General features: G+C 46.3%; 20 protein-coding genes. 18 read left to right on the forward strand and 2 right to left on the reverse strand.

Going from position 1 to position 21,546, the window contains the following annotated elements; all coding sequences use genetic code 11:
• Positions 1-15: 15 nt before the first annotated feature.
• The 17 genes from RMY63_RS04195 (at position 16) to RMY63_RS04275 (ending at position 19,487) form a co-directional block, all read left to right on the forward strand.
• Positions 16-5,979, forward strand: a complete 5,964-nt coding sequence (locus RMY63_RS04195; RefSeq protein WP_322727492.1) for an AAA family ATPase — start codon at positions 16-18, stop codon at positions 5,977-5,979.
• Between the two features lie 8 nt (positions 5,980-5,987).
• Positions 5,988-6,620 (forward strand): response regulator transcription factor, encoded by a 633-nt coding sequence (locus tag RMY63_RS04200; RefSeq protein ID WP_322727493.1) that lies wholly within the window; start codon positions 5,988-5,990, stop codon positions 6,618-6,620.
• Between the two features lie 223 nt (positions 6,621-6,843).
• Complete coding sequence (locus RMY63_RS04205) at positions 6,844-7,401, forward strand: DsbA family protein (RefSeq protein WP_322727494.1); 558 nt, start codon at positions 6,844-6,846, stop codon at positions 7,399-7,401.
• Between the two features lie 431 nt (positions 7,402-7,832).
• Complete coding sequence (locus RMY63_RS04210; RefSeq protein WP_322727620.1) at positions 7,833-7,922, forward strand: helix-turn-helix domain-containing protein; 90 nt, start codon at positions 7,833-7,835, stop codon at positions 7,920-7,922.
• Between the two features lie 183 nt (positions 7,923-8,105).
• Entirely contained in the window at positions 8,106-9,029 is a 924-nt protein-coding gene (locus tag RMY63_RS04215) for an MBL fold metallo-hydrolase (RefSeq protein WP_322727621.1), read from the forward strand.
• A 122-nt stretch (positions 9,030-9,151) separates the two neighbouring features.
• Positions 9,152-9,385 carry a hypothetical protein gene (locus RMY63_RS04220; protein WP_322727495.1) on the forward strand — a complete coding sequence of 78 codons (234 nt, stop codon included), beginning with the start codon at positions 9,152-9,154 and terminating at the stop codon, positions 9,383-9,385.
• Between the two features lie 15 nt (positions 9,386-9,400).
• A complete protein-coding gene (locus RMY63_RS04225) occupies positions 9,401-10,156 on the forward strand; it encodes an SDR family oxidoreductase (protein ID WP_322727496.1) in 756 nt (251 codons plus the stop codon).
• A gap of 270 nt (positions 10,157-10,426) precedes the next feature.
• Positions 10,427-12,589, forward strand: a complete 2,163-nt coding sequence (locus RMY63_RS04230; protein WP_322727497.1) for a prolyl oligopeptidase family serine peptidase — start codon at positions 10,427-10,429, stop codon at positions 12,587-12,589.
• Between the two features lie 235 nt (positions 12,590-12,824).
• Entirely contained in the window at positions 12,825-13,157 is a 333-nt protein-coding gene (locus RMY63_RS04235; protein WP_322727498.1) for a hypothetical protein, read from the forward strand.
• Between the two features lie 73 nt (positions 13,158-13,230).
• Positions 13,231-13,527, forward strand: a complete 297-nt coding sequence (locus tag RMY63_RS04240) for a hypothetical protein (RefSeq protein WP_322727499.1) — start codon at positions 13,231-13,233, stop codon at positions 13,525-13,527.
• A 371-nt stretch (positions 13,528-13,898) separates the two neighbouring features.
• Positions 13,899-15,287, forward strand: a complete 1,389-nt coding sequence (locus RMY63_RS04245; RefSeq protein ID WP_322727500.1) for an FAD-binding oxidoreductase — start codon at positions 13,899-13,901, stop codon at positions 15,285-15,287.
• Between the two features lie 279 nt (positions 15,288-15,566).
• The gene (locus RMY63_RS04250) at positions 15,567-15,944 is read left to right on the forward strand and encodes a hypothetical protein (protein WP_322727501.1); all 378 of its coding nucleotides are present in this window, start codon (positions 15,567-15,569) and stop codon (positions 15,942-15,944) included.
• Positions 15,945-16,095: 151 nt separating this feature from the next.
• A complete protein-coding gene (locus RMY63_RS04255; protein ID WP_322727502.1) occupies positions 16,096-16,497 on the forward strand; it encodes a RidA family protein in 402 nt (133 codons plus the stop codon).
• Positions 16,498-16,606: 109 nt separating this feature from the next.
• Positions 16,607-17,074: a peptidoglycan-binding domain-containing protein gene (locus tag RMY63_RS04260; RefSeq protein WP_322727503.1), complete on the forward strand. Its 468-nt coding sequence runs from the start codon at positions 16,607-16,609 to the stop codon at positions 17,072-17,074.
• An 86-nt stretch (positions 17,075-17,160) separates the two neighbouring features.
• Positions 17,161-17,535, forward strand: coding sequence for a nuclear transport factor 2 family protein (locus RMY63_RS04265; protein ID WP_322727504.1), 375 nt, complete (start codon positions 17,161-17,163; stop codon positions 17,533-17,535).
• A gap of 64 nt (positions 17,536-17,599) precedes the next feature.
• The gene (locus RMY63_RS04270; protein ID WP_322727505.1) at positions 17,600-17,749 is read left to right on the forward strand and encodes a hypothetical protein; all 150 of its coding nucleotides are present in this window, start codon (positions 17,600-17,602) and stop codon (positions 17,747-17,749) included.
• Positions 17,750-18,152: 403 nt separating this feature from the next.
• Positions 18,153-19,487, forward strand: coding sequence for a hypothetical protein (locus RMY63_RS04275; protein WP_322727506.1), 1,335 nt, complete (start codon positions 18,153-18,155; stop codon positions 19,485-19,487).
• A 375-nt stretch (positions 19,488-19,862) separates the two neighbouring features.
• On the opposite strand, the gene RMY63_RS04280 is transcribed toward RMY63_RS04275, so the two are convergent.
• Positions 19,863-20,300 (reverse strand): response regulator, encoded by a 438-nt coding sequence (locus RMY63_RS04280; RefSeq protein WP_322727507.1) that lies wholly within the window; start codon positions 20,298-20,300, stop codon positions 19,863-19,865.
• A 102-nt stretch (positions 20,301-20,402) separates the two neighbouring features.
• A complete protein-coding gene (locus RMY63_RS04285) occupies positions 20,403-20,837 on the reverse strand; it encodes a response regulator (RefSeq protein WP_322727508.1) in 435 nt (144 codons plus the stop codon).
• A gap of 529 nt (positions 20,838-21,366) precedes the next feature.
• On the opposite strand from RMY63_RS04285, the gene RMY63_RS04290 reads away from it, so the two are divergent.
• Positions 21,367-21,546: a hypothetical protein gene (locus RMY63_RS04290; protein WP_322727509.1), complete on the forward strand. Its 180-nt coding sequence runs from the start codon at positions 21,367-21,369 to the stop codon at positions 21,544-21,546.

The following is a 21,546-nucleotide window of genomic DNA, read 5'->3' on the forward strand; positions in this document are numbered from 1 at the left end:
TAGGGAGAGAGTTATATGATCGCCCTGCCTGGAGTCGCCATCCATAGCAAAATCTATGAAAGTTCGGCATCTCTAGTGTATCGGGGCATCACAGAGCAAGACGATCGCCCGCTCATCGTCAAACTGCTAAAGCTTGATTACCCCTCTCCCCAAGAATTAACTCGCTACAGACAGGAATATGAAATTACCCGCTCCCTGAATCTCCCAGGAGTTGTCAAGGCGTACAGCCAGCAAGATTATCAACGCACGATCGCTATTCTCTTAGAAGATTTTGGTGGAGAATCTATTGAGAGATGGATGCAGCAGCGAAAAGAAAGATTCTGCCCCATGCCCTTATCCAATTTCTTCAGATTAGCCATTGACATTACAGAGATTCTAGGCAGAATTCATCACGCTAATATCATCCACAAAGATATCAACCCTGGCAATATCGTCTTCAATTCAGATACGGGTGTGGTTAAAATTATTGATTTTGGCATTGCCACCCGATTTAATCGCACAAATCCAACCTTCAAAAGTCCTCATGTATTAGAAGGTACACTTGCCTACATTTCTCCGGAGCAGACGGGGCGGATGAATCGCTGGCTCGATTACCGCACCGATTTTTACTCGCTCGGTGTAACGTTCTATGAACTGCTCACCGGACAGCTACCGTTCCCAACAACAGACATACTAGAGCTAGTTCATTGCCATATTGCCAAATCGCCTGTTTTGCCTCACGAATTGAATGCAGCGATTCCCAAAGCAGTTTCAGATATTGTGATGAAACTGATGGCAAAAAATGCCGAAGATCGCTATCAGAGTGCCTGGGGAATTAAGGCGGATTTAGAAAGGAGCGCCCAGCAATTTGCCCAAAGCGGTCAAATCGATCGCATCCAATTAGGTCTTCAAGATATTTCGGGGCAGTTTCACATTCCCCAAAAACTGTACGGACGAGAAGCCCAGATTGCAGCATTATTAGCGGCGTTTGACAGAGTAGCCAAAAGAGGGAATCAAGAAAATGCTCAAATGATGCTAGTTTCTGGTTATCCTGGAATTGGCAAATCAGCATTGGTGCAGGAACTCTATAAACCCATCACGGCAAAGCACGGCTATTTTATTTCTGGTAAGTTTGACCAATTTCGACGCAATATTCCCTATAGCGCGATCGCCCATGCCCTGCAAAAATTGGTGCAGCAACTACTGGGGGAACCAGATGAGCAGTTGCAACAGTGGCGCAATCGCCTGCTGACGGCATTGGGAAGCAACGGACAAATCATCATTGATGTCATAAGAGAAGTTGAGTTAATCATTGGCAAGCAGCCGCCCGTACCCCAAGTTGGAGCAACACAAGCTCAAAATCGCTTCAATTTAGTTTTTCAAAATTTTGTACGGGTGTTTTGTTCAAAGGAGCATCCCCTGGTAATCTTCTTAGACGATTTACAATGGATCGACTCAGCCACGCTAAAGTTAATCGAGCTAATATTACTCGACGAGCAGACTCAATGTCTATTTTTGATTGGAGCCTATCGAGATAATGAAGTGCATCCAACGCATCCACTGGTCTTGACACTGGAGAGACTGCGAAAACAAGGGGCAGTGCTTCAGGAGATAATTCTGACACCCTTAACACCCGAATCGTTGAGTCAATTGATTGCCGAGACGCTACACCAAAATATTGACACCATTCGTTCTTTAGCCCAATTAGTGTTACGTAAAACCGAGGGCAACCCTTTTTTTGTCGGTGAATTTTTAAGAATGCTGTATAGCGAAAATCTGTTGACCTTTGACCCCCTTAGTAAGGGGAGCCACTCTTGTGCGGGGGTTCCCCCCGTTGAGAGAAGTGGCGTGGGAAGTAAAGGGGGGTGGCAGTGGGACATAGCCCAGATTGAAGCACAAGATATTACTGATAATGTGGTGGAGTTGCTGCTGCTCCAGTTGAAGCAATTGCCAGAAGAAACACGGCAAATTCTCCGTTTAGCCGCTTGTGTTGGAGCTGAATTTGATTTAGATACGTTAGCGATCGTTTGTGAGCGATCGCCTAAAGCGATTTTCCCAGATATACTAGCAGCAATCCAAGCTGGATTAATTCAACCCTTGTCTGAATTGGACGAAGATTTATTAGTTCAAGAGTATAAGTTTTTGCACGATCGCGTCCAGCAAGCCGGATATGCCTTGATTGATGATTCACACAAACAAGTTGTTCATCTCCAAATCGGTTACAATCTACTCGAAAAAACTTCACCAGAGCAACGAACTGATCGGCTGTTTGCCATTGTGGATCATCTCAATCAAGGAATTGAGCTAGTTAGGGAGCAACCAGAACGAACTGAAATTGCTAGATTAAATTTGATGGCAGGTCAGAAAGCAAAAGCAGCAACGGCTTATGAAGCAGCGCTTCAGTATTTCACTACAGGACTGAAACTCCTCAAGAAGAAGAGTTGGCACAGTGAGTATGACCTTACCTTGGCGCTGTACTCCCAAGCAGCAGAAGCGGCATATCTTCAGGGTCGCTTTGATGAGATGGAACACTTCGTAGAAGTGGTACTCGATCGCGCTAAGACAGTGCTTGATAAAGTGCAGGTTTACGATAGCAGAATTCAAAGATGTTTATCACAGGGCAAGCTAAAAGAAGCACTTAAAATTGGCTTGGAAGTGTTGAATCTTTTGGGAGTCATCTTAATAGAAACTCCAAGTCAGTTAGATGTTCAAAAAGAATTGGAGTCAACGGCTAGACTATTAGCTGGACGAGAACTCGAAGACTTAATTAATCTACCAAAGATGACCGTACCAGAACCGCTGGCAGCAATTTATATCCTGGCAAATATCGCGGTTCCTGCATGTACGGTGTCACCAGCAATGATGATACTGATTGTATGCCAAATGGTAAGTTTATCAATCAACTACGGCAATGCTACGTGGTCAGCAATGGGTTATGTTAGCTACGGAGTTGTTTTAGGTGATGTTGTTCAAGACATTGAACTCGGTTATAAATTTGGTCAATTGGCTCTGGGCTTGGCAGAACGATTGAATACCAAAAAAGGTAATACTAAAGTATTAACGGTATTGAGTGCCAACGTCCTGCACTGGAAGGTACATTTTAGGAGAACAATACCAATTCTGGTTGATGCTTATCAAAACGGAGTAGAAACCGGAGACTTTGAATTCGCTAGCTATGCTGCATGTAATGTATGTTGTTACTCGTTTTTTGTTGGTGAAGAACTCACCCAACTGGAACAAAAAACGGCAACCTACAGCAAAGCAATTAAACAAATTAGACGGGAAAACCCCTCTAATTGGATTGCAGTGTTGTGGCAGACAATCCTTAATCTGTTGGGTAGGTCTGAGAATCCCAGCCGTTTAATTGGTAGTGTATATGATGAAGAGCAAGCGCTATCGCACGCTATTGCAGTTAAAGACGGAACTGAAATTCACTACTTCTATTTAACCAAAGTTATACTGTGTTATCTATTTGGGGAGTATCATCAAGCTGCACAAACTGCTGCGTTAGCAAGGCAGTTTTTAGAAGAGGTAACAGGACTTATATTCCATTTCTACGATTCTCTGGTGCTTTTGAGCCTACTGGTTGAGGCTTCAAGCCCTAGAAAAGCAGCGTGGCTAAGTTGTGTGAACACCAACCAAGAAAAGATGCAAAAATGGGCAGAACACGCCCCAATGAATTATCTCCACAAATTTCATCTAGTTGAGGCAGAGAAAGCGCGAGTTTTAGGGCAGTTCTTTGAGGCTGAAGAGTTTTATGAACGAGCGATCGCAGGTGCTGCTGAAAATGAGTTTATCCAAGAAGAAGCATTAGCTTATGAATTAGCGGCTAAACATTATTTGGTGCGAGGTCGGTCAAAAATTGCTCAAACCTACATGAAAGAGGCGCACTATTGCTACGATCGCTGGGGCGCAACCGCTAAAGTTAAAGATTTAGAAAAGCGCTATCCGCAACTACTCAACACCAACCTGACTCGACAATCAAATCTAATCGTGACCGATGAAACGATCCATCGCCCGACAGCGGCGATGGATTTGGCTGCGGTGATGAAAGCAGCTCAAGCCCTCTCAGAAACGATCCATCTCGATCGATTAATTGCCACGTTGATGCAGGTGGCGATCGAAAATGCCGGAGCCGAAACAGGCGCTCTGATTCTTCTAGAAGACGATCGGCTGACTGTGGTGGCTCAATGCAGCAAGAGTAGACAGTGCGCTCTCGGAAAGGTCGATGTTGCTGGCTGTGTCACAATTCCGATCTCCGTCATTCACTCGGTAGAACGCACTCAAGAAACGCTAGTGCTTGATGATGCAGTCAGCGAACCGTCTTTTTCGACCGATCTTTATATTCAAAACCAACAGACGCGATCGCTCCTCTGTATGCCAATTCTCAAGCAAAATCAGTTTATTGGCATACTTTATCTGGAAAATAATCTCAGTACCGGAGTGTTTACCAGCGATCGCTTGCAAGTCCTCAAACTGTTGATTGCTCAGGCAGCGATTTCACTAGAAAATGCTCGGTTATATGAACGGTTAGAAGATTATTCCGAAACACTGGAAAGGAAAGTAGAACAGCGAACTCAAGCCTTACAGCAGGAGATCGCTGAACGTCAACAAACCGAAGCCGCATTGAGACAAAGTGAAGCGAATTATCGCAACCTGGTACAAACCGCAAATTCAGTGATCATTCGCTATGATCCGCAAGGACGGATTCGATACATCAACGATTATGGGGTGAAATTCTTGGGCTATGAAGAACATCAGATTTTAGGGCGAACCTTACTTGAAACGATCGTTCCAGAAATCGAAACCTCTGGACGCGATGTCAGACCATTTATCCACGATTTACTTCGCAATCCTCAATCGTACCCGCAAGGCGAGGGTGAAAACCTGTGTCGAGACGGTAGGCGAGTTTGGCTTGCCTGGTCTAATCAAGCAATCTTGAATGAACAGGGAGATTTAGTTGAAATCTTATCGGTTGGCAATGACACCACCCAGCGTAAACAAGCAGAAGAAGCATTACAACGCAGTGAAGCCAAGTTCCGAACTATCTTTGAAAACTCGCAAGTCGGCATCTACCGAACCCGCATCTATGATGGATTAATTCTCGATGCCAATCAGCGCTTTGCAAATCTGTTTGGCTTTGATTCACCAGAGGAGATCATTGGGCTTGAACACACCACAGACTGTTATGTAAATCCCAGCGATCGTCAACAAGCCATTGAGTTGCTGAAGCGTGATGGGGAACTGCGAAGCTTTGAAGCACAGATGCGAAAACGAGATGGTACACAGTTTTGGGGGCTTTACTCCTCTCGTCTGAATGCAGCCGATGAATGCATAGAAGGAGTGATTGCGGATATCACCCTGCAAAAGCAAGCAGAAGCAGCCTCGATTTTAGAAGAGCGTAACCGCATGGCACGCGAAATTCACGACACACTCGCTCAGGCGTTTACAGGCATTCTGGCTCAGGTAGGAGCAGCAAACCAGGTGCTAACGGATGATTTAGAAGCAACTCAGGCACACCTAGACCTGATCAAAGAATTGGCACGAACTGGACTGAGTGAAGCGCGGCGATCGGTGATCGCGCTCCGTCCTCAGCTTTTGGAGGAGGGCAGTTTACAGAGCGCTCTACATCGTCTCGTGGCTCAAATTAGAACTGCCGCAACTGATACCACTTTATACTATGAGATCGAGGGTGCAGTGTATTCTCTAGCCACTGAAGTAGAAAGTCACCTACTGCGGATTGGGCAGGAAGCATTAACCAATGCTATCAGACACGCCAATGCTGACGAAATTCGGGTGGAGCTAGTATACGATCGCGATCGGTTTTGCTTGCGCGTAAAAGACAATGGGCAGGGCTTTGGAGTTGGGAGCGTTCCATCCGCTGATGGTTTTGGCTTATTAGGCATGAGCGAACGCGCAGAGCGCATCGGCGCACAACTAACGATTAGGAGTCAACCTGGGCGAGGAACAGAGATTATTGTCACCGTCAATCGGGAGTGAGTAACACGATGAGCCAAGCCACGACGACAATTCGCATTCTGATTGCAGACGATCATGCCATTTTTCGGCAAGGATTAGCCACGATTATTAACCGTGACCCAGATATGAGGGTGATTGCACAAGCCGAAAATGGAGAACAGGCGATCGCCTTATTTCGGGAACACCAACCGGATGTAACGCTGATGGATCTCCGAATGCCTGAAGTTGAAGGAGTTGCCGCCATCGGTGCAATTCGTGCTACCACTAAATCGGCTCGGATTATCGTGCTAACAACATATGATAGTGACGAAGATATTTATCGGGGATTGCAGGCAGGTGCAAAAGGATACCTGTTGAAAGAAACTGAACCTGACGAGTTGCTGAATGCCATTCGTACCGTTCATCGGGGTAAGCAGTATATTCCGCCTGATGTGGGGGCAAAGTTGGTACAGCGCCTCAGCAATCCAGAACTGAGTGAAAGAGAACTGGCGGTACTTTGCTCAATGGCACAGGGGATGAGTAATGCCGAGATTGCGGCTGCTTTGAGTATTGGTGAAGGCACTGTTAAATCTCATGTAAATCGGATTTTAAATAAGTTAGATGTGAGCGATCGCACCCAAGCTGTGATTGTTGCCGTTAAACGCGGCATTGTCAGTTTATAGTGTGTACTTTCGATTGAATTCGGATTCTAACTTGAGTTAGAGCCAACCTTCTATTTTGGGATAGAACGGTTGCTCCATCGATTTATAGTGTAAAAAATTTAACTGATTGTAGACGACAACTTAAAGTCAATTTCTTATATTGAATTTATATCAATCGTGATGGAGTAAATTGACTGAGCAACTTAATTGCAAGGTTCCAGTTTGCTTGTACAGATGTAGAAAGATGAGCGACGACCGTAGCCACAGTTCCTTACTTGTACCACCTTCAACCCAAGATCGTATTCAAGGTGTGCTGAGTGCCAAGGTAGTGCTGGTGATGTATGGAGACTATCAATGCTCAAGAAGTGCGGACGTTTACAAGATGATTAAAGTTATCAAACGAGAGCTTAGTGCTTCTTTTGGAGAGGATTATTTATGCTCCATCTTCCGCCATTTTCCGCAAACACAGATTCATCCCCATGCTCAACGGGCAGCCCAAGCCGCCCAAGCCGCCGCCGCCCAGGGACAGTTTTGGTCAATGCATGATACTTTATTTGCCCATCAACAAAAGTTGGAGAACGGTTATCTTGTCGAGTACGCCAATGATTTAGGGCTTGATATTCCTCAGTTTCTCAAAGAGTTGTCTAAACAAGTGCATATCGCTCGTATCAATGAAGATATCGAAGGCGGAATACATAGTGGAGTAACGTCTGCCCCAGCCCTGTTTATCAATGGAACTCGGTATACCGGGCACTGCAACACGGCGAAATTGATGGCAGCCATTATTGCTGCAAGTCATTAAGTTCCCCGATCTTTGCTCCCAATTCATATCTGACTTGTTTATTAGTGCTGGTAAGCTATGGAAATTAGATAGCTATCTTTTGCCTGTTTTGTTGAACAAGATTAGCAATTTTTGAACCATGCTAACAATTACAATACCAACAATTGAATTCAAAAACAGAGGCTTAACGCACACCCAATTGCAGCAAGTACTCGACTATGTTCATACTCATCTTGACCGAGACTTGTCACTGACTTAAATTGCTGAAGTTATCAATATTAGCCCGACTTACTTTGCTAGTTTGAACAAACTAGCAATGGGAATTTCACCGCATCAGTATGTGATTCGACAGCCAGTGGAACGGGCCGAAATGATGCTGTTGAAAACGGATTGGGCGATAACCCTTCGGGATAGCTTCTCTACGAGACGCTCCGCGAACGCTTACCGCGGACATTGCCTTACAAGTCGGTTTTTCCAGTCAAAGCCATCTGACGCAACAGTTCAAGCGCCTGACTGGAATGACACCAAAGCAGGTTCGCTAACCCCATGAAAATCTAACAAACTGCCCTAAGAATCTGAAAGAAACTGAGCATTCAAACTTTATACACTTTGAGTAGATCAAGTTAGAGATATTTAATAAACAGCCTCGATTTAGCTTCAATTACCACTGAAAGAGTTCTAATATGCTTTCTAGACTGATGATAGCTGTTGCAACAACAGTACTAATGATTGTGACCTCTTGTATGTTTCCAACGATATCACTAGGCAAAAGTGCGATCGCTCAAGTGCCCGGTGTCTATCCATTCAAGTTAGGTGATTTCACAATTACAGCATTGAGCGACGGTACATTACCCCAGGATTTTCATACGCTGCTGTCGAATACGAATCCAGCAGAAACTGATCGCCTGCTTCACAAAAGCTTTCTAACCAATCCTGTCGAAGCATCTATTAATGCTTTCTTGATCGATACTGGAGATCAGCAGGTGCTAGTCGATACGGGAGCAGGAACCTTCTTTGGTCCAAAGTTGGGCGGCAAGCTTCAGACATCGCTCTTGGCAGCAGGCTACGCTCCTAGCGAGATTGATGCAATCCTCCTGACTCATATTCATACCGATCACAGCGGTGGTCTGGTCGAAGCAGGTCAACTGGTATTTCCCAACGCTGCAATTTATGTCGGCAAACCTGATGTCGATTTCTGGTTCGATCGAACGAATGCCAAGCGATCGAACGTCGCTGAAAAATATTTTGACGAAGCCGCGAAAACCGTCAAACCTTATTTAGATGCCGGAAAGGTGAAATCGTTTTCTGGCGAAACCGCCATTTTACCGGGAATCACCGCGCATCCCACACCGGGACATACTCCTGGTCATAGCTGCTATGTAGCGGCAAGCAAGGGCGAGAGCATCGAGTTTTGGGGCGATATTGTTCACTTTGCTTCGGTGCAATTTCCCAAGCCAGAAATCACGGTTGCTTATGATGTCGATTCTAATGCTGCTGCTGCACAACGCAAAAAACAGTTTGCAAGAGCAGAAGCATCACGAATTTTGGTAGCAGGTGCACATTTGCCCTTTCCAGGCGTTGGGCATCTTCGGGCAGCAGATCAAGGTTATGCCTGGGTGCCAGTGGATTACCGATGGCGTGAACCCTAAAAAAGTCATAGTAATTATTAAAAAAGAACACGATTGTAGGGACACGACTGTACATGGAGATAGTTCAAGTAAAAATGAGGAACACACTATGAACACAGATTCGATTTGTTTTCCAGCAAAGTATGATCCGAGCCGCTGACCAAACCACTTTTGAACCAATGGAGAATGACGATATGCAGATAAATACTATTCCCACTCAAAGCAACCTCTCAGTCCTGCTCAAGATGGAAGCGGCAATCAATGCTCATGATATAAAAGTTCCAGGCAGTCTAGCAGTTCATAAGCTGATCTATCGCGGCGCAACTTACTACAAGTTGAGTCATCAAGCCATCACTTTTTTAGTCAATGCTTATTGAAACAGGAGAAACAGGATGATACTTCAGAATAAAGTCGCTTTAGTCACTGGAGGAACATCGGGTATTGGCAGAGCAACCGCGATCGCCTTTGGTGCTGCTGGCGCAAAAGTGGTGTTTTCTGACATCCGCGATGGAGAAGCTGAAGAAACTACAGCTCTGATCCGTGAGACTGGAGCGGAGTGCTTGTTTGTGAAATCAGATGTATCCAGTGAAGCGGACGTGCAAGCCCTGGTGCAGAAAACGATCGCCACCTACGGCAAACTCGATTGTGCCTTTAACAATGCTGGCATTGATCTTGCTGTTAAACCGCTGCACGAACAATTGATCGAGGATTTTGACCAAATTATGTCAATCAATGCGCGAGGGATATTTCTGTGCATGAAATATGAAATTCAACAAATGCTGACCCAGGGCGCAGGCGTGATTGTGAACAATTCGTCAACGAATGGTCTCGTTGCGCTTCCGGGGATATCTCCCTACGTTGCCAGCAAACATGCAGTGATGGGGCTGACGCGATCGGCTGCCCTCGACTATGCCAAACAGGGCATTCGGATTAATGCCGTCAACCCCGGTCCCATTGCAACTGACCTAATGGCTCGTAGCGCTGACCAGATGGGCATAACGTTCGATGATCTCGGGTCTATGGTTCCGATGGGTCGAATCGGTCAGGCAACAGAAATTGCTCAAGCGGTTGTGTTTCTATGTTCTGATGCTGCCAGCTACATCACTGGGCAACCCTTAGTGATCGATGGCGGATACACAGTGAGTTAATTTCTGGCTGCTTGAGCAACTACGGTACGTTGTCCTTGTTCCACTGCACCCCTGATCGCTTCACCCGTCGTCCTCAAGGAGTTCATCACCATGTCTCAAGTTCCTTCTAACCACCCGCGCGATCGCAACCTACCCACGCACGACTCAGGATCAACGGTTCCCGCTGGGAGGACTAATTTACAGTCTCATTGAAACATCATGCCACTATCGACGAGCAATTCTACGTCAGTCGCTCCATCGATTCCGAATAAAAATTGGAGAATAGCAAAAATGATTCAAAAGATACCGCTGCGTCGCGCAGCCCTTTTCGCGCTCACGCTACTCTTTACTACCCATTTCGCCTCCGCTTGCACGGAGTCTACAGCGAAGATGCCTACAATCACCTATCCTGAAACTAAGCGGGTCGATGTCGCCGAAAAACATTTCGGGCAGACGATCGCCGACCCCTATCGCTGGCTGGAAAACGACGTTCGCAACGACAAGGAAGTTGCTGCCTGGGTCGAATCGCAGAACAAAGTCACCAATGCTTATCTCAATACGCTGCCGGGTCGAGATATCTTCAAGGATCGACTCAAGCAGTTGTACAACTATGAGCGGTTCTCTATTCCAGTCAAAAAGGGTGGACAGTATTTCTACCTCTACAATTCTGGACTTCAAAACCAACAAGTTCTCTATGTCCGCGACAGTGTGGATGGCGCAGGGCGCGTACTGATTGATCCCAACAGTTGGGCAAAGGATGGGGCGACCGCACTTGCTGAATGGTCAGCTTCTGACGACGGGAAGCGCGTGGCTTATGCAGTGCAGGAGGGTGGCAGCGACTGGCGCACGATTCGGGTGCTGGACGTAAACACAGGCAAAGTACTCAACGATGAGATCAAATGGGCGAGGCTCCCCAGCATCGCCTGGGTCAAGGACGGCTCCGGTTTTTTCTACACCCGTTTTCCTGAACCGAAGCAAGGCGAAGCGTTCCAGGCGGGCGTGGAAAATCAGACCGTTTATTTCCATGCGATCGGCACCCCCCAAGCGCAAGATCGGCTAGTCTATGCCACCCCGGATCAGCCGACCCTGGTGCATAACGTTGACATTACCGCAGACGGGCGTTATGTCACGATCCTTTCCACGCCCGTTTCAGCAACCAACACCCTGACCGTGGTGGATCTCCAGAGCGCCGATTGGAAACCCCGCAAATTGGTCGATAATCTCGACGATGAATGGAGCGTCGTTGGTAATGTGGGCACGAAGTTCTTCCTCACCACCAGCCAGAACGCACCGCGCCTCAAGGTCGTCACGATGAATATCGCCGCTGCTGACCCAGTAATTACAGATGTGGTACCGGAGCAGGATTCAGTTCTGGGCAATGCTTCGCTGGTCGGTGGACGGTTGCTCATCTCCCATCGGGTTGACGTGAAGACGGAGATTCGACGCTACACGCTGGATGGCAAGGCTGATGGTGTGGTGAAGTTGCCCGGTATCGGCACCGCTGGCGGCTTCAAGAGCGAGCAGGGCAACCCGGAAACCTTTTTCGTCTTCACCAGCTACAACACTCCGGGCACGATCTATCGATACGATGTCGCCAGCAATACGGCGCGGGTGTGGGCACAACCTAAAGTTGCGATCGATCTAAACCGGATCGCGGTCGAACAGCGTTTCTACAGGTCGAAGGATGGCACTCGTGTTCCGATGTTTATCATCCGGCGCAAGGATGTGACCCGTCCGGCACCGACCCTGCTCTATGCCTATGGGGGCTATGGCATCCCCATGCTTCCCGCCTTCTCGCCAGAGCCTCTGGGGTGGGTCGAACAGGGCGGGGTGTATGCGATCGCTAACATTCGCGGCGGCTCCGAATATGGCAAGGCATGGCACGAAGCGGGTCGTCGTCAGAAGAAGCAGAACGTCTTTGATGATTTCATCGCAGCGGGCGAGTATCTGAAGGCACAGAGTATCACGCCCCAAAATGGCTTGGCGATTCAGGGCGGATCGAATGGCGGACTCCTGATCGGCGCAGTGGTCAATCAGCGACCGGATTTGTTCGCCGCCGCGCTGCCCCAAGTTGGTGTCATGGATATGCTCCGCTTCGACAAGTTCACGGGCGGGAAATTATGGGTAGATGAATATGGGTCTGTGGCACGGGAAGCGGATTTCCGTAACCTCTTCAGCTATTCGCCTTATCACAACATCCAATCCGGCAAGGCATATCCCGCGATCCTCGCCACCACTGCCGACACGGACGATCGCGTGGTTCCAAGTCACACCTTCAAATATGTCGCTGCACTTCAGGCGGCGGATATCGGTGACAAGCCGCACCTCGTCCGCATCGAAACGCGCGCGGGACATGGAGCGGGCAAGCCCACCGACAAGATCATTGAGGAAACGGCAGATATGTGGGCTTTTGCCGCTCACTGGACGGGGCTGGATGTCGGGGATGGGAAATGATCGGAACACGGCAACAGAACATCCCGATTAACGGGCATGAAGCAACTCAGGAGACTAACATGCGGTATAAAAATCGATTTCTTTTAATGTCTTTGGCGATCGCAGGCTTAGTGCTGGGCGGATGTAAAGTGTCTGCCGATGACGGCTCAAGAGAAGCGAATCAGGATATCACGGTCACATGCACGAGCACCGTCGCTTACGATGTAGGTGCCTGTCAGATCCTTGCTAACGCGAGATGCGATGGGGCAAGAGCACAGTTGAGGGGCGTACTGTCCACCACGTTCCTTCCAGCCAACAAGCTTTACCAGAACACGGCCCGATACAGGTGCCTTGGCGCTTAAGTGGCTCTGGAGATACGTGCTTCGCACAGGTAAGCCACTGCCCAACAACCATCAAACATAGGACTTACGCAGTTGGGACAAGAAAAGTTAGCAACGCCAACCTAAAATCGTTAGAGTCAGGGCATGACAAACCCAATGACCCGTCTAGACTACCCGACAAGATCATTGAGGAAACAGCAGATATGTGGGCTTTCGCCGCTCACTGGACGGGGCTGGATGTAAGGTAGGCGAACCGATTCACAAACAAATCAAATCATGATGATTCCTTGAAGTGATGGTCAACTCTACAGTTTTAAGGTGATGGATAAAATGATTAAGTGCAAAGATTTTGCGCCTCGGATTACTAAACGGGGACCCTTCGGCGGACCTTCCGAGTATGAATCCTTCTCTGAGGTTGTTAGTGCTGTAAATCAGTGGATCGAAAGTAAAACGATACAGGTGATCAATGTTGAAACTGTTGTTTTACCAGATCGTATCGAAGGCACAAGTGATGATGTCTACGGTATAGCGGTCAGTAATGGTTTCTACCCGGTGATGATCAGTCAAGGTGTTACAATCAATTGCTTTCAATGCGTGCGGGTCTGGTACCGAGAATAAGCTTTATCGGAAATAGCAGGCAGTGAAATTTAGAAGTGCGTTTCTTGGTTCTCGTCAAACTAAGCGAATCTCAACTGGCGGTGGCGCCCCAGTGGTCGGTATCGTCCGCATGAACTGAGAACTGGGTATTTTATAGGAGAAAGCATGAAGCGATTTACCTTGTTTACTTTCTTGTATCTCGCACTGGGAGTTTGTTTGACGGCGATCGCGCTTGGGTACCCGAACCTGCCTTCGAGTCTTCAAACAAGATTAGAGAACTCTATAAAAAAGATGATCAATTTTTCCGTGGGGTTCTCTTAAATAATAAGTCCTCCTTCATTTAGGGAGGAAGAATCTAATACAGCCAACCAAATCACGAATGGAGAACTGTCATGACAACACTGCTGAATGAGCTAATTGAAAAGCTGAAGACTAATGTGAAGGGTCATGTGGTGCTTCCTGATGATCCGAATTATGACGAAGTTCGCCAAATATGGAATGCGAGGATCGATCGCAGACCTGCTGTTATCGTGCAGTGTACGCAAGCCGATGATGTTGCCCGTGCGATCGCATTTGCGCAAGAGAACAAACTCGAAATCTCAATCAGAGGCGGTGGGCATAATGTGGCGGGAACCGCTGTGTGTGATAACGGCGTGATGATCGATCTTTCGATGATGAAGAATGTCCGCATTGATGCTGAAAAGCGGCGTGCGTATGTTGAAGCAGGTGCCACACTGGGTGATTTTGATTCTGCGGCACAGGTGCATGGGTTAGCGACTCCATCAGGAAATGTTTCAGAGACTGGTATCGCAGGTCTTACGCTAGGTGGCGGTTTCGGTTGGTTGAGTCGTAAGTACGGGATGACGATCGACAATCTTGTTTCTGCGGGAGTGGTAACAGCCGACGGGAATAAGATACAAGCAAGTGAAACCGAAAATGCTGACCTCTTCTGGGCGATTCGAGGTGGCGGAGGTAACTTTGGTGTTGTCACGGAGTTTGAATTCAAGCTTCATCCTGTAGGGCCTGAAATATTAGCTGGATTAATCGCTTTTCCGTTTAGCCAAGCCAAACAGATACTCACCCAGTATCGAAAATTTGTGGAATCAGCCCCCGATGAACTCACTGTATGGGTGTTATTTTGCAAGGCTCCGCCACTACCTTTTCTGCCTGAAAATGTGCATGGCAAAGAGGTCGTCCTTTTGCCTGTCTTTTATGTCGGCGATATTGCAGAGGGTGAGAAACAAATCGAACCTCTGGGCCGATTTGGCGATGCCTATGGCGAACAAATTGGTGTTCACCCATACGTAGAATGGCAGCAAGCTTTTAACGCCATGCTGTCACACGGTGCCAGGTACTACTGGAAATCTCATAATCTCACAGAGTTACGGGATGAAGTACTGGATACAATTGTAAACTTCGCAGATAAGCTACCCTTGCCACAATGCGTAATCTCTCTAATACTGGTCGATGGGGCACCCAGTCGCGTCCCCGCAAATGCTACGGCGTATTATCATCGGGATGTGAAGTTTTTGCTGAATACAGATGGGCGCTGGGAGGATGTGGCGCAAGATGAGATAGGCATTCAGTGGTCACGGGCGTTTTTCCAGGCTACTGCACCATATGCATCTGCTGGTTCCTATGTAAACTTCATGACCGAAGAGGAGGGAGATCGCGTCGCAGCGGTTTACGGAGCTAACTACGATCGCTTGGTACAGATCAAGAAGCGGTACGATCCTGATAACATTTTCCATCTCAACCAGAACATCAAACCCCAGTCATGAGGCGAGCAACGCTTAGAAGGCACAAATGATGGTGTCTACGGATTGAATGTCAGTAATGGTTTTTACCCAGTGATGATTAGTCAAGGTGTTACAATCAATTGCTTTCAATGTGTGCGTGTCTGGTACAGAGAATAAATTTTATCGAAAATAGTAGGCAGGGAAATTTAGAACTGCGTTTCCTGGTTATCGTCAAACTAAGCGAATCTCAACTTGTGGTGGTGCCCCACTGGTCGGTATCGTCTGTATGAACTGAGAACTGGGTATTTTATAGGAGAAAGCATGAAGCGATTTACCTTGTTTACTTTCCTGTATCTCGCGCTGGGAGTTTGTCTGACGGCGATCGCGCTTGGATACCCAAACCTGCCTTCGAGTCTTCAAACAAGCTTGTTCATCAATGCAGGAGCGTCCTACCTCGTTTGTATCCTCAGCACCTTTCCATTTTGGCGTGAGGCGACGATCCGCATCTATCGCAGACGGAATTCAGTAGTGATTCTACCCTGGTTGGTGATTGGATTCAACATTGTTTGGATGATCTGGGAAGCTCAGAGTCAGAACTGGACAATGGAAGCCATTTTACGAGCGTTTTCGCGGCTATTAGTTGTGTTAGGGTTTGCAGAAATCATTGTGATTACATGGCAAGTGAATTCTGAACATTAGGGTCTAAATCAGATGATCCTGAAACGAACTCGCTCTTCACCATAAGAATTTGGAAGAAGTTGAGTGTTGGAACTCATTACACTCAAGTTGGAGTTGGCAAACTGTCTCAGCAACGCGAGATATAGTCAAACGTACTCAACTAAGGAACACCATGAATAAGCCCAAGTTTTTTGTTACTCCCGGTTATGGCGAATATATGCTGAATGAATTGCATTACTCGCAAGCGGTAAAAATTGACAATCGAGTGGAGACATCAGGTCAAGGCGGCTGGGATGACAATCTGCAAATTCCCGAATCGCTTGCGGACGAGATTGCTCAGGCGTTTCGGAACGTAGAGCGAACCCTAGCGACTGCTGGTGCGGGTTGGGAGCATGTTGTCCACGTTAATTCTTACCATGTTGGAGGGTTTCCCCCGGAGGTTAACGAGGTGATGGTCAGGCTATATCGCCATTACATGCCCAACCACGCCCCAATTTGGACACAGGTAGGAGTCGCGGCGCTTGGACTGCCAACGATGCGGATTGAAATTCGCGTTACTGCAATTATTCCGTGAGTTTCGTATCAGTGGCAGCACTGCTCCACACCGATCGGAGCAAGCAGATGGAGTAATAACTCCGACACGAATTGATACTAAGTAAAACTGATCCATCAGGAGGACAATCATGAAACCTCAAACCATTTTTGGATTACTAACGATCGCTATAGGATTGCTCGGAGGTTCATTCACTCATTCAGCGATAGCGAAGCGCTGCTGCGTTCGCGTAGCGTCTCGCAGAGAAGTGCAGATCGCACACAGCATTCCTTCACAACAAACATCACCCGTTCTGATCGCAACTGCATACACTGATTTAACCTTACCCACCTTGCGCCAAGGAGACCGGGGTAAAAACGTGCGACTGTTGCAACGCATTCTTCAAGACAATGGCTTTTTAGGAGCCGCAGGCGTGAGATTAGGCAATCCAAATGGTGCGATCGTCGATGGCATCTATGGTGAGGTCACAGTCTCCGCGATACGAGATCTACAGCGACGATACAAAATCCCAGTTACAGGGCGAGTCAATCCGACCACATGGGAAGTCCTGGATATGCGCGAAAACCCCTATCGATCGCCGCTTCCCTGGAAACAATAGAGCCAGTAGGGTGCGTTAGCGACAGCGTAACGCACCGAACACAAGACCAGTGGTGCTACGCAATCTTGAACAAAGGAGAGATTCAGATGTCAGAGAACAATAAAACAATCTTGGAAGAAGCAAACGCGGCGATCGCTGAGGGCGACTATGAAGGATTCTTGTCGTTCTGCGCCGACGACACGGAATGGAAGTTTGTCGGCGACAAGACATTGAAAGGAAAAGAAGCCGTTCGCCAATGGATGGTAACGGAGTATGTGGAACCGCCGTTGAATATCGTCGCGAACTTAATTGCTGAGGGGGATTTCGTCACGGCACTGGGCGACCTCACAATCAAGGACGAAGACGGGAAGGCGACTCATTACTCGTACTGCGATGTCTGGCGCTTTCGCGGCGGCAAGATGGTCGAACTCAGGGCTTTCGTCATCAAAACCGATCAGGATGAAACCAGCAGCGCGGCGTAAGTAATCAGGAACAAGCACAGCCATTGAGCGTTAGACCTCTTGCGTGAATCATGAGTGGTTGAGGATGGCTGCAATTAGGGTGAACCGTAAGCCAAATCGACGACGGCGGTTGCGATCGCGCTCAGCCATTCCTAAACCTATCAGCACCTGGAATCAGCAACTAGACCAAAGGAGTTTATCACCAAAAAGTGGTATTAAGTCTTTTAACTTTTGAATCAACCTTAGTTCTTATGTACTACTATGTCAGCTTTTTGTTGATGTGTGACAGTTAGGGTGCGGAATGTGGGTTAAAACCAACCGATAGCGATTTTGATATCACCACAGTATACCTTGCGGTCTGAGTCTAGATCCTACAGGCGGCGATCGCTGGTAACTAAAATAGAATACGAGAACTGCGATCGCTGTCCAAACACCACCTCAATCTGATACGCTAGTTTACCCCGATTTCGCCAAGGGTTTAATCCCAGTAACCTAGCTGTGCCAGATGTCGGCTGTAGTATGCCTGCATGATAAAACCTATTCTGCTAAGTGTGCATCTCCATAAATCTAGCAATAGCTAGATGCTGAAATTCTCTCAAAGGCTATAATTTACATCTGTTGCACCGAGAGATTAACTTGTGGATGTCATATTAGAACGATCGCACGAATTAAAACAAGCCTTAGTTGATTTTGTCCTTGATGCTGAAGGCGAACTGGCACAAGCACTGGAAATTTATGCAGCAGAACAGTTGCGCCGTGGAAGTGGTGATAGTACGCAGCAGGACTTAACCATCGATAGCTTTTTGACAGCCGGGAAAGTCGGTGATAAGTCACCATTAGAGTTGTTTATCGAAAGCCATCCAGATTTAGCAGAAAGCGATCGCAGCCTGATCAACAGTTGGCATCATAGTTTTATTGGCTTGTTTGCCATTACTAATATTTTACCTGATGGCTTTGAATTGACTAACTGGTTGACAGATAAACGCTACATTGTCAAGCCAAACAATATTCAAACATTACAGGCGATATCTCGGTTGAAAGTCGGAGAAATCTTGCTAACTCGCATTTCTCCCGTTACCGATAGCTATTGGATGTTTTCTGGCCCTTACACAATAATGGGTAAATTAGGTAAACCAAAACTTGCCGTAGCAATTGGTAATTTTAAAGAAAACTATAAAAGTAATCTTTACAGCGATGCTCCAGACTTGCTAGAAGAAGCTTGGCAGTCAGTAGAAAAATATCATCAGCAGTTTGTGGACTTTTTTGGCACTGATGAAATCACACTACCTGGATACCAGCTTAATAAAAAAATAGCGGAATTTCAAGAAGTAATTACTGAAAAAACCTTTGCAGCCGCAGGAATTGATACTTCTAAATCTCTTGCGGAAGTTGCAGAAGCAGCTGGAATTGGTGAGGAGGAAATAAAAGCAGCCGCACAAGAATTTGGTGCAGATTCCAACGTAGTCTCTGAGATGTTTAACAGCAAAAGCAGCAAGAGCAAAATGGTTATGCCAAAGGTTGATTTGCCTGCTGAACTCAAGAAAGCAGAACAGGTAACGGCTCTTTCTCATCCCCGTTGGGGACAAATGTTTTTACCAACATATAGTAAAGTACAAGCAATCTTATCGGCAGAGGACTGGCAAAGTGTTCAAGGGGCAGAAAAACTAGTTCGCTACTACCTCGAAGATAAAAGTATTAATGCTTTTATTTGGCATCGATTAGCACAACAGTATCCAACTCAATTAGAAAATGTGTTGCAAACATTTTTGCAACGTCCAGAGTTTAGGCTTGAAAGTGACTTGGATGCACTTTTGCAAGAATTCTACAAACCTATTGAGCCAGACTTGCCAGATATTGCCAGTGTACCCATACATTTGCATAACTTATTTCAGGAAGCTTTAGGAGAAGTTAGTAAATCTAAGCCCAAGGGTAAGGGGCAACAAAAGCCAGCAAAGGGTTTTCAACGAGGTTAACAAATATAGCAAGGGACTGGGGAAGGTGGGGCCCCCTCTGGGAATAAGGGGTAATGGGGACTGGGTGAAAAATCTTTTTATGTCTAAGTTTTATTATCTGTTGATGTCCTAATCACCAAGGCTTGTGCTATATATCCAACATTTTACCCTACTCACTTAGGGTTATATCGTTTCCTTTCTTAAAGTCCTTTGTAGGAGTGTATGGTTAGCTGTGCGCTCTTACAACATATTGTGTGAAATCATTATCAAAAACGAGATAGAGGTTGGCTAGCTATAGCCGTAGTCATATAGGTTAAGACATAATGACAAGCGTGAAGCTAGGAATAATAATAGTTTTACCTCCTGCCTTCACCATAGCTGCCTCCTGCTATATCTTTAAAGATCGGTAGATAACAGGTGAACAATCTCATCTATAATTTCTTCTGGACTCTCAAGCTTGACTAGAAATCGATTAAAACCAGCATCTAAAGCTTTATGGCTTGAGACTTCCCGTGTATAAGAAGTGATAGCGATCGCCGGCAACTCTCTTATAGATGGGCAAGAATTCACTCGAATTTGCTCAATTAACCAATTTCCATCACGATCGGGCAACTTCATATTGCACAGCAAAATATCGGGATGAAGTGATTCGACCAAATCAAGGGCTGTTTCTGCATCGGTTAAAGCCATCACCTCTGCACCTGCTGCTTCCAAAATGAAGGTGAGTAAATCTGCAATATCTGGCTCATCTTCTACCAGTAAGATAGTGGTTCCAATCAGGTGCTGGAGGGAATTTAACTCAGTTTCTTGATTGATTTTTTGATCCGTTGCCATGCCGTCCTTTTATTGCCTGCTATAGTCTGCTATTTCTATTGCAACGCATGGAGCGGAATAAGTATTCACCCTAAATACACAAACTTGAGGTGAAAAGCCTTATCAATATGAAGAAATTAATTCACCGAGCAATATTGAGCGCTCTGTTAGGTGAGCGATCGCTCCGACCAATTCATCTATGTCCACAGGTTTTAATAACCATTTGTCAAACCTTGCTTGCGACTTCGGAAATCGAGCTTCTAACTCTCCAAGTCCCGTGACTGCAATAACAGGAGTGGATTTGTCAAGCCTATCTTCGATTTGCCTGATCTGACGTAGCAGCGAATAACCATCTTCATCAGGCATGGCAATGTCACTAAGTACTAAATCTGGGCGAAGTTCGACAAACGCTGCTAAGGCTTGATGTACTGTGAAAGTTGAATGAACTTCGATCCCATACAATTCAAGCAAACAAGTCATCCAGACACAGGAATCGAGGTCATCATCGACCACTAGTACTCGCAATCCTTCCAATGTGGAAGTGTTGGGAATGGGCATACCAGGAGCCTTACTCTAAGTGAATGTCACAGTATCTAATGAGAATTTAAGAATTAGTGCATTTTTTATAGAAAAATAAGATTTCCATAATTTTACTTAACATTGTGCAATGCAATTCTCAGAATTTAGCGGTTTGAACAGATGGCGTAGGAATCCAGAAAATATACAATATGGTTTCCATAAGTAAAGTGTTGTTTTGCGTAACAGTGGAAGTCCAGGGCTTTGCAATTATAATTACAAGTATTTAGCTAGACCCTGATTTATGGTTCTTATCGAATGATAAAAAACTTAAAATGATTTTTATATATTTAAATTTATTAATATTTCTCTAATATTTTTAGGTTTTGGCGATCGCGTTTTTTATAGTATTCACAAAGTTGACTAATATTTTTTGGTAATAGGTAATTGGAGAAAAGCTCTTACCTATTACCCATGACCGAAACAGTGCTGAGTGCCCAGTTATGAGTGCCCAGTTATAAAGTAATAATCGCACTCAGCACTGAAGGGTCCCAAGAAAGAGCTTTTAAGCATGGAAGAAGAAATAAATATTTATTTCGAGCGGAAAGTGCCACAAGAAATAGCGAAAAACGCGGTCTTGGGCTTTGCCCAAGTGGAGCGATTTTTCAAGACAATGCGTCCTGACTTCAATCCCCTAGATTTATCTATGGGGTTACTCAGCACTATAAGCCGAGGCACTCAGCACTCCTGA

Origin of the sequence: Nostoc sp. ChiQUE01b (assembly GCF_034531255.1) — a bacterium.
GTDB lineage: Bacteria > Cyanobacteriota > Cyanobacteriia > Cyanobacteriales > Nostocaceae > Nostoc.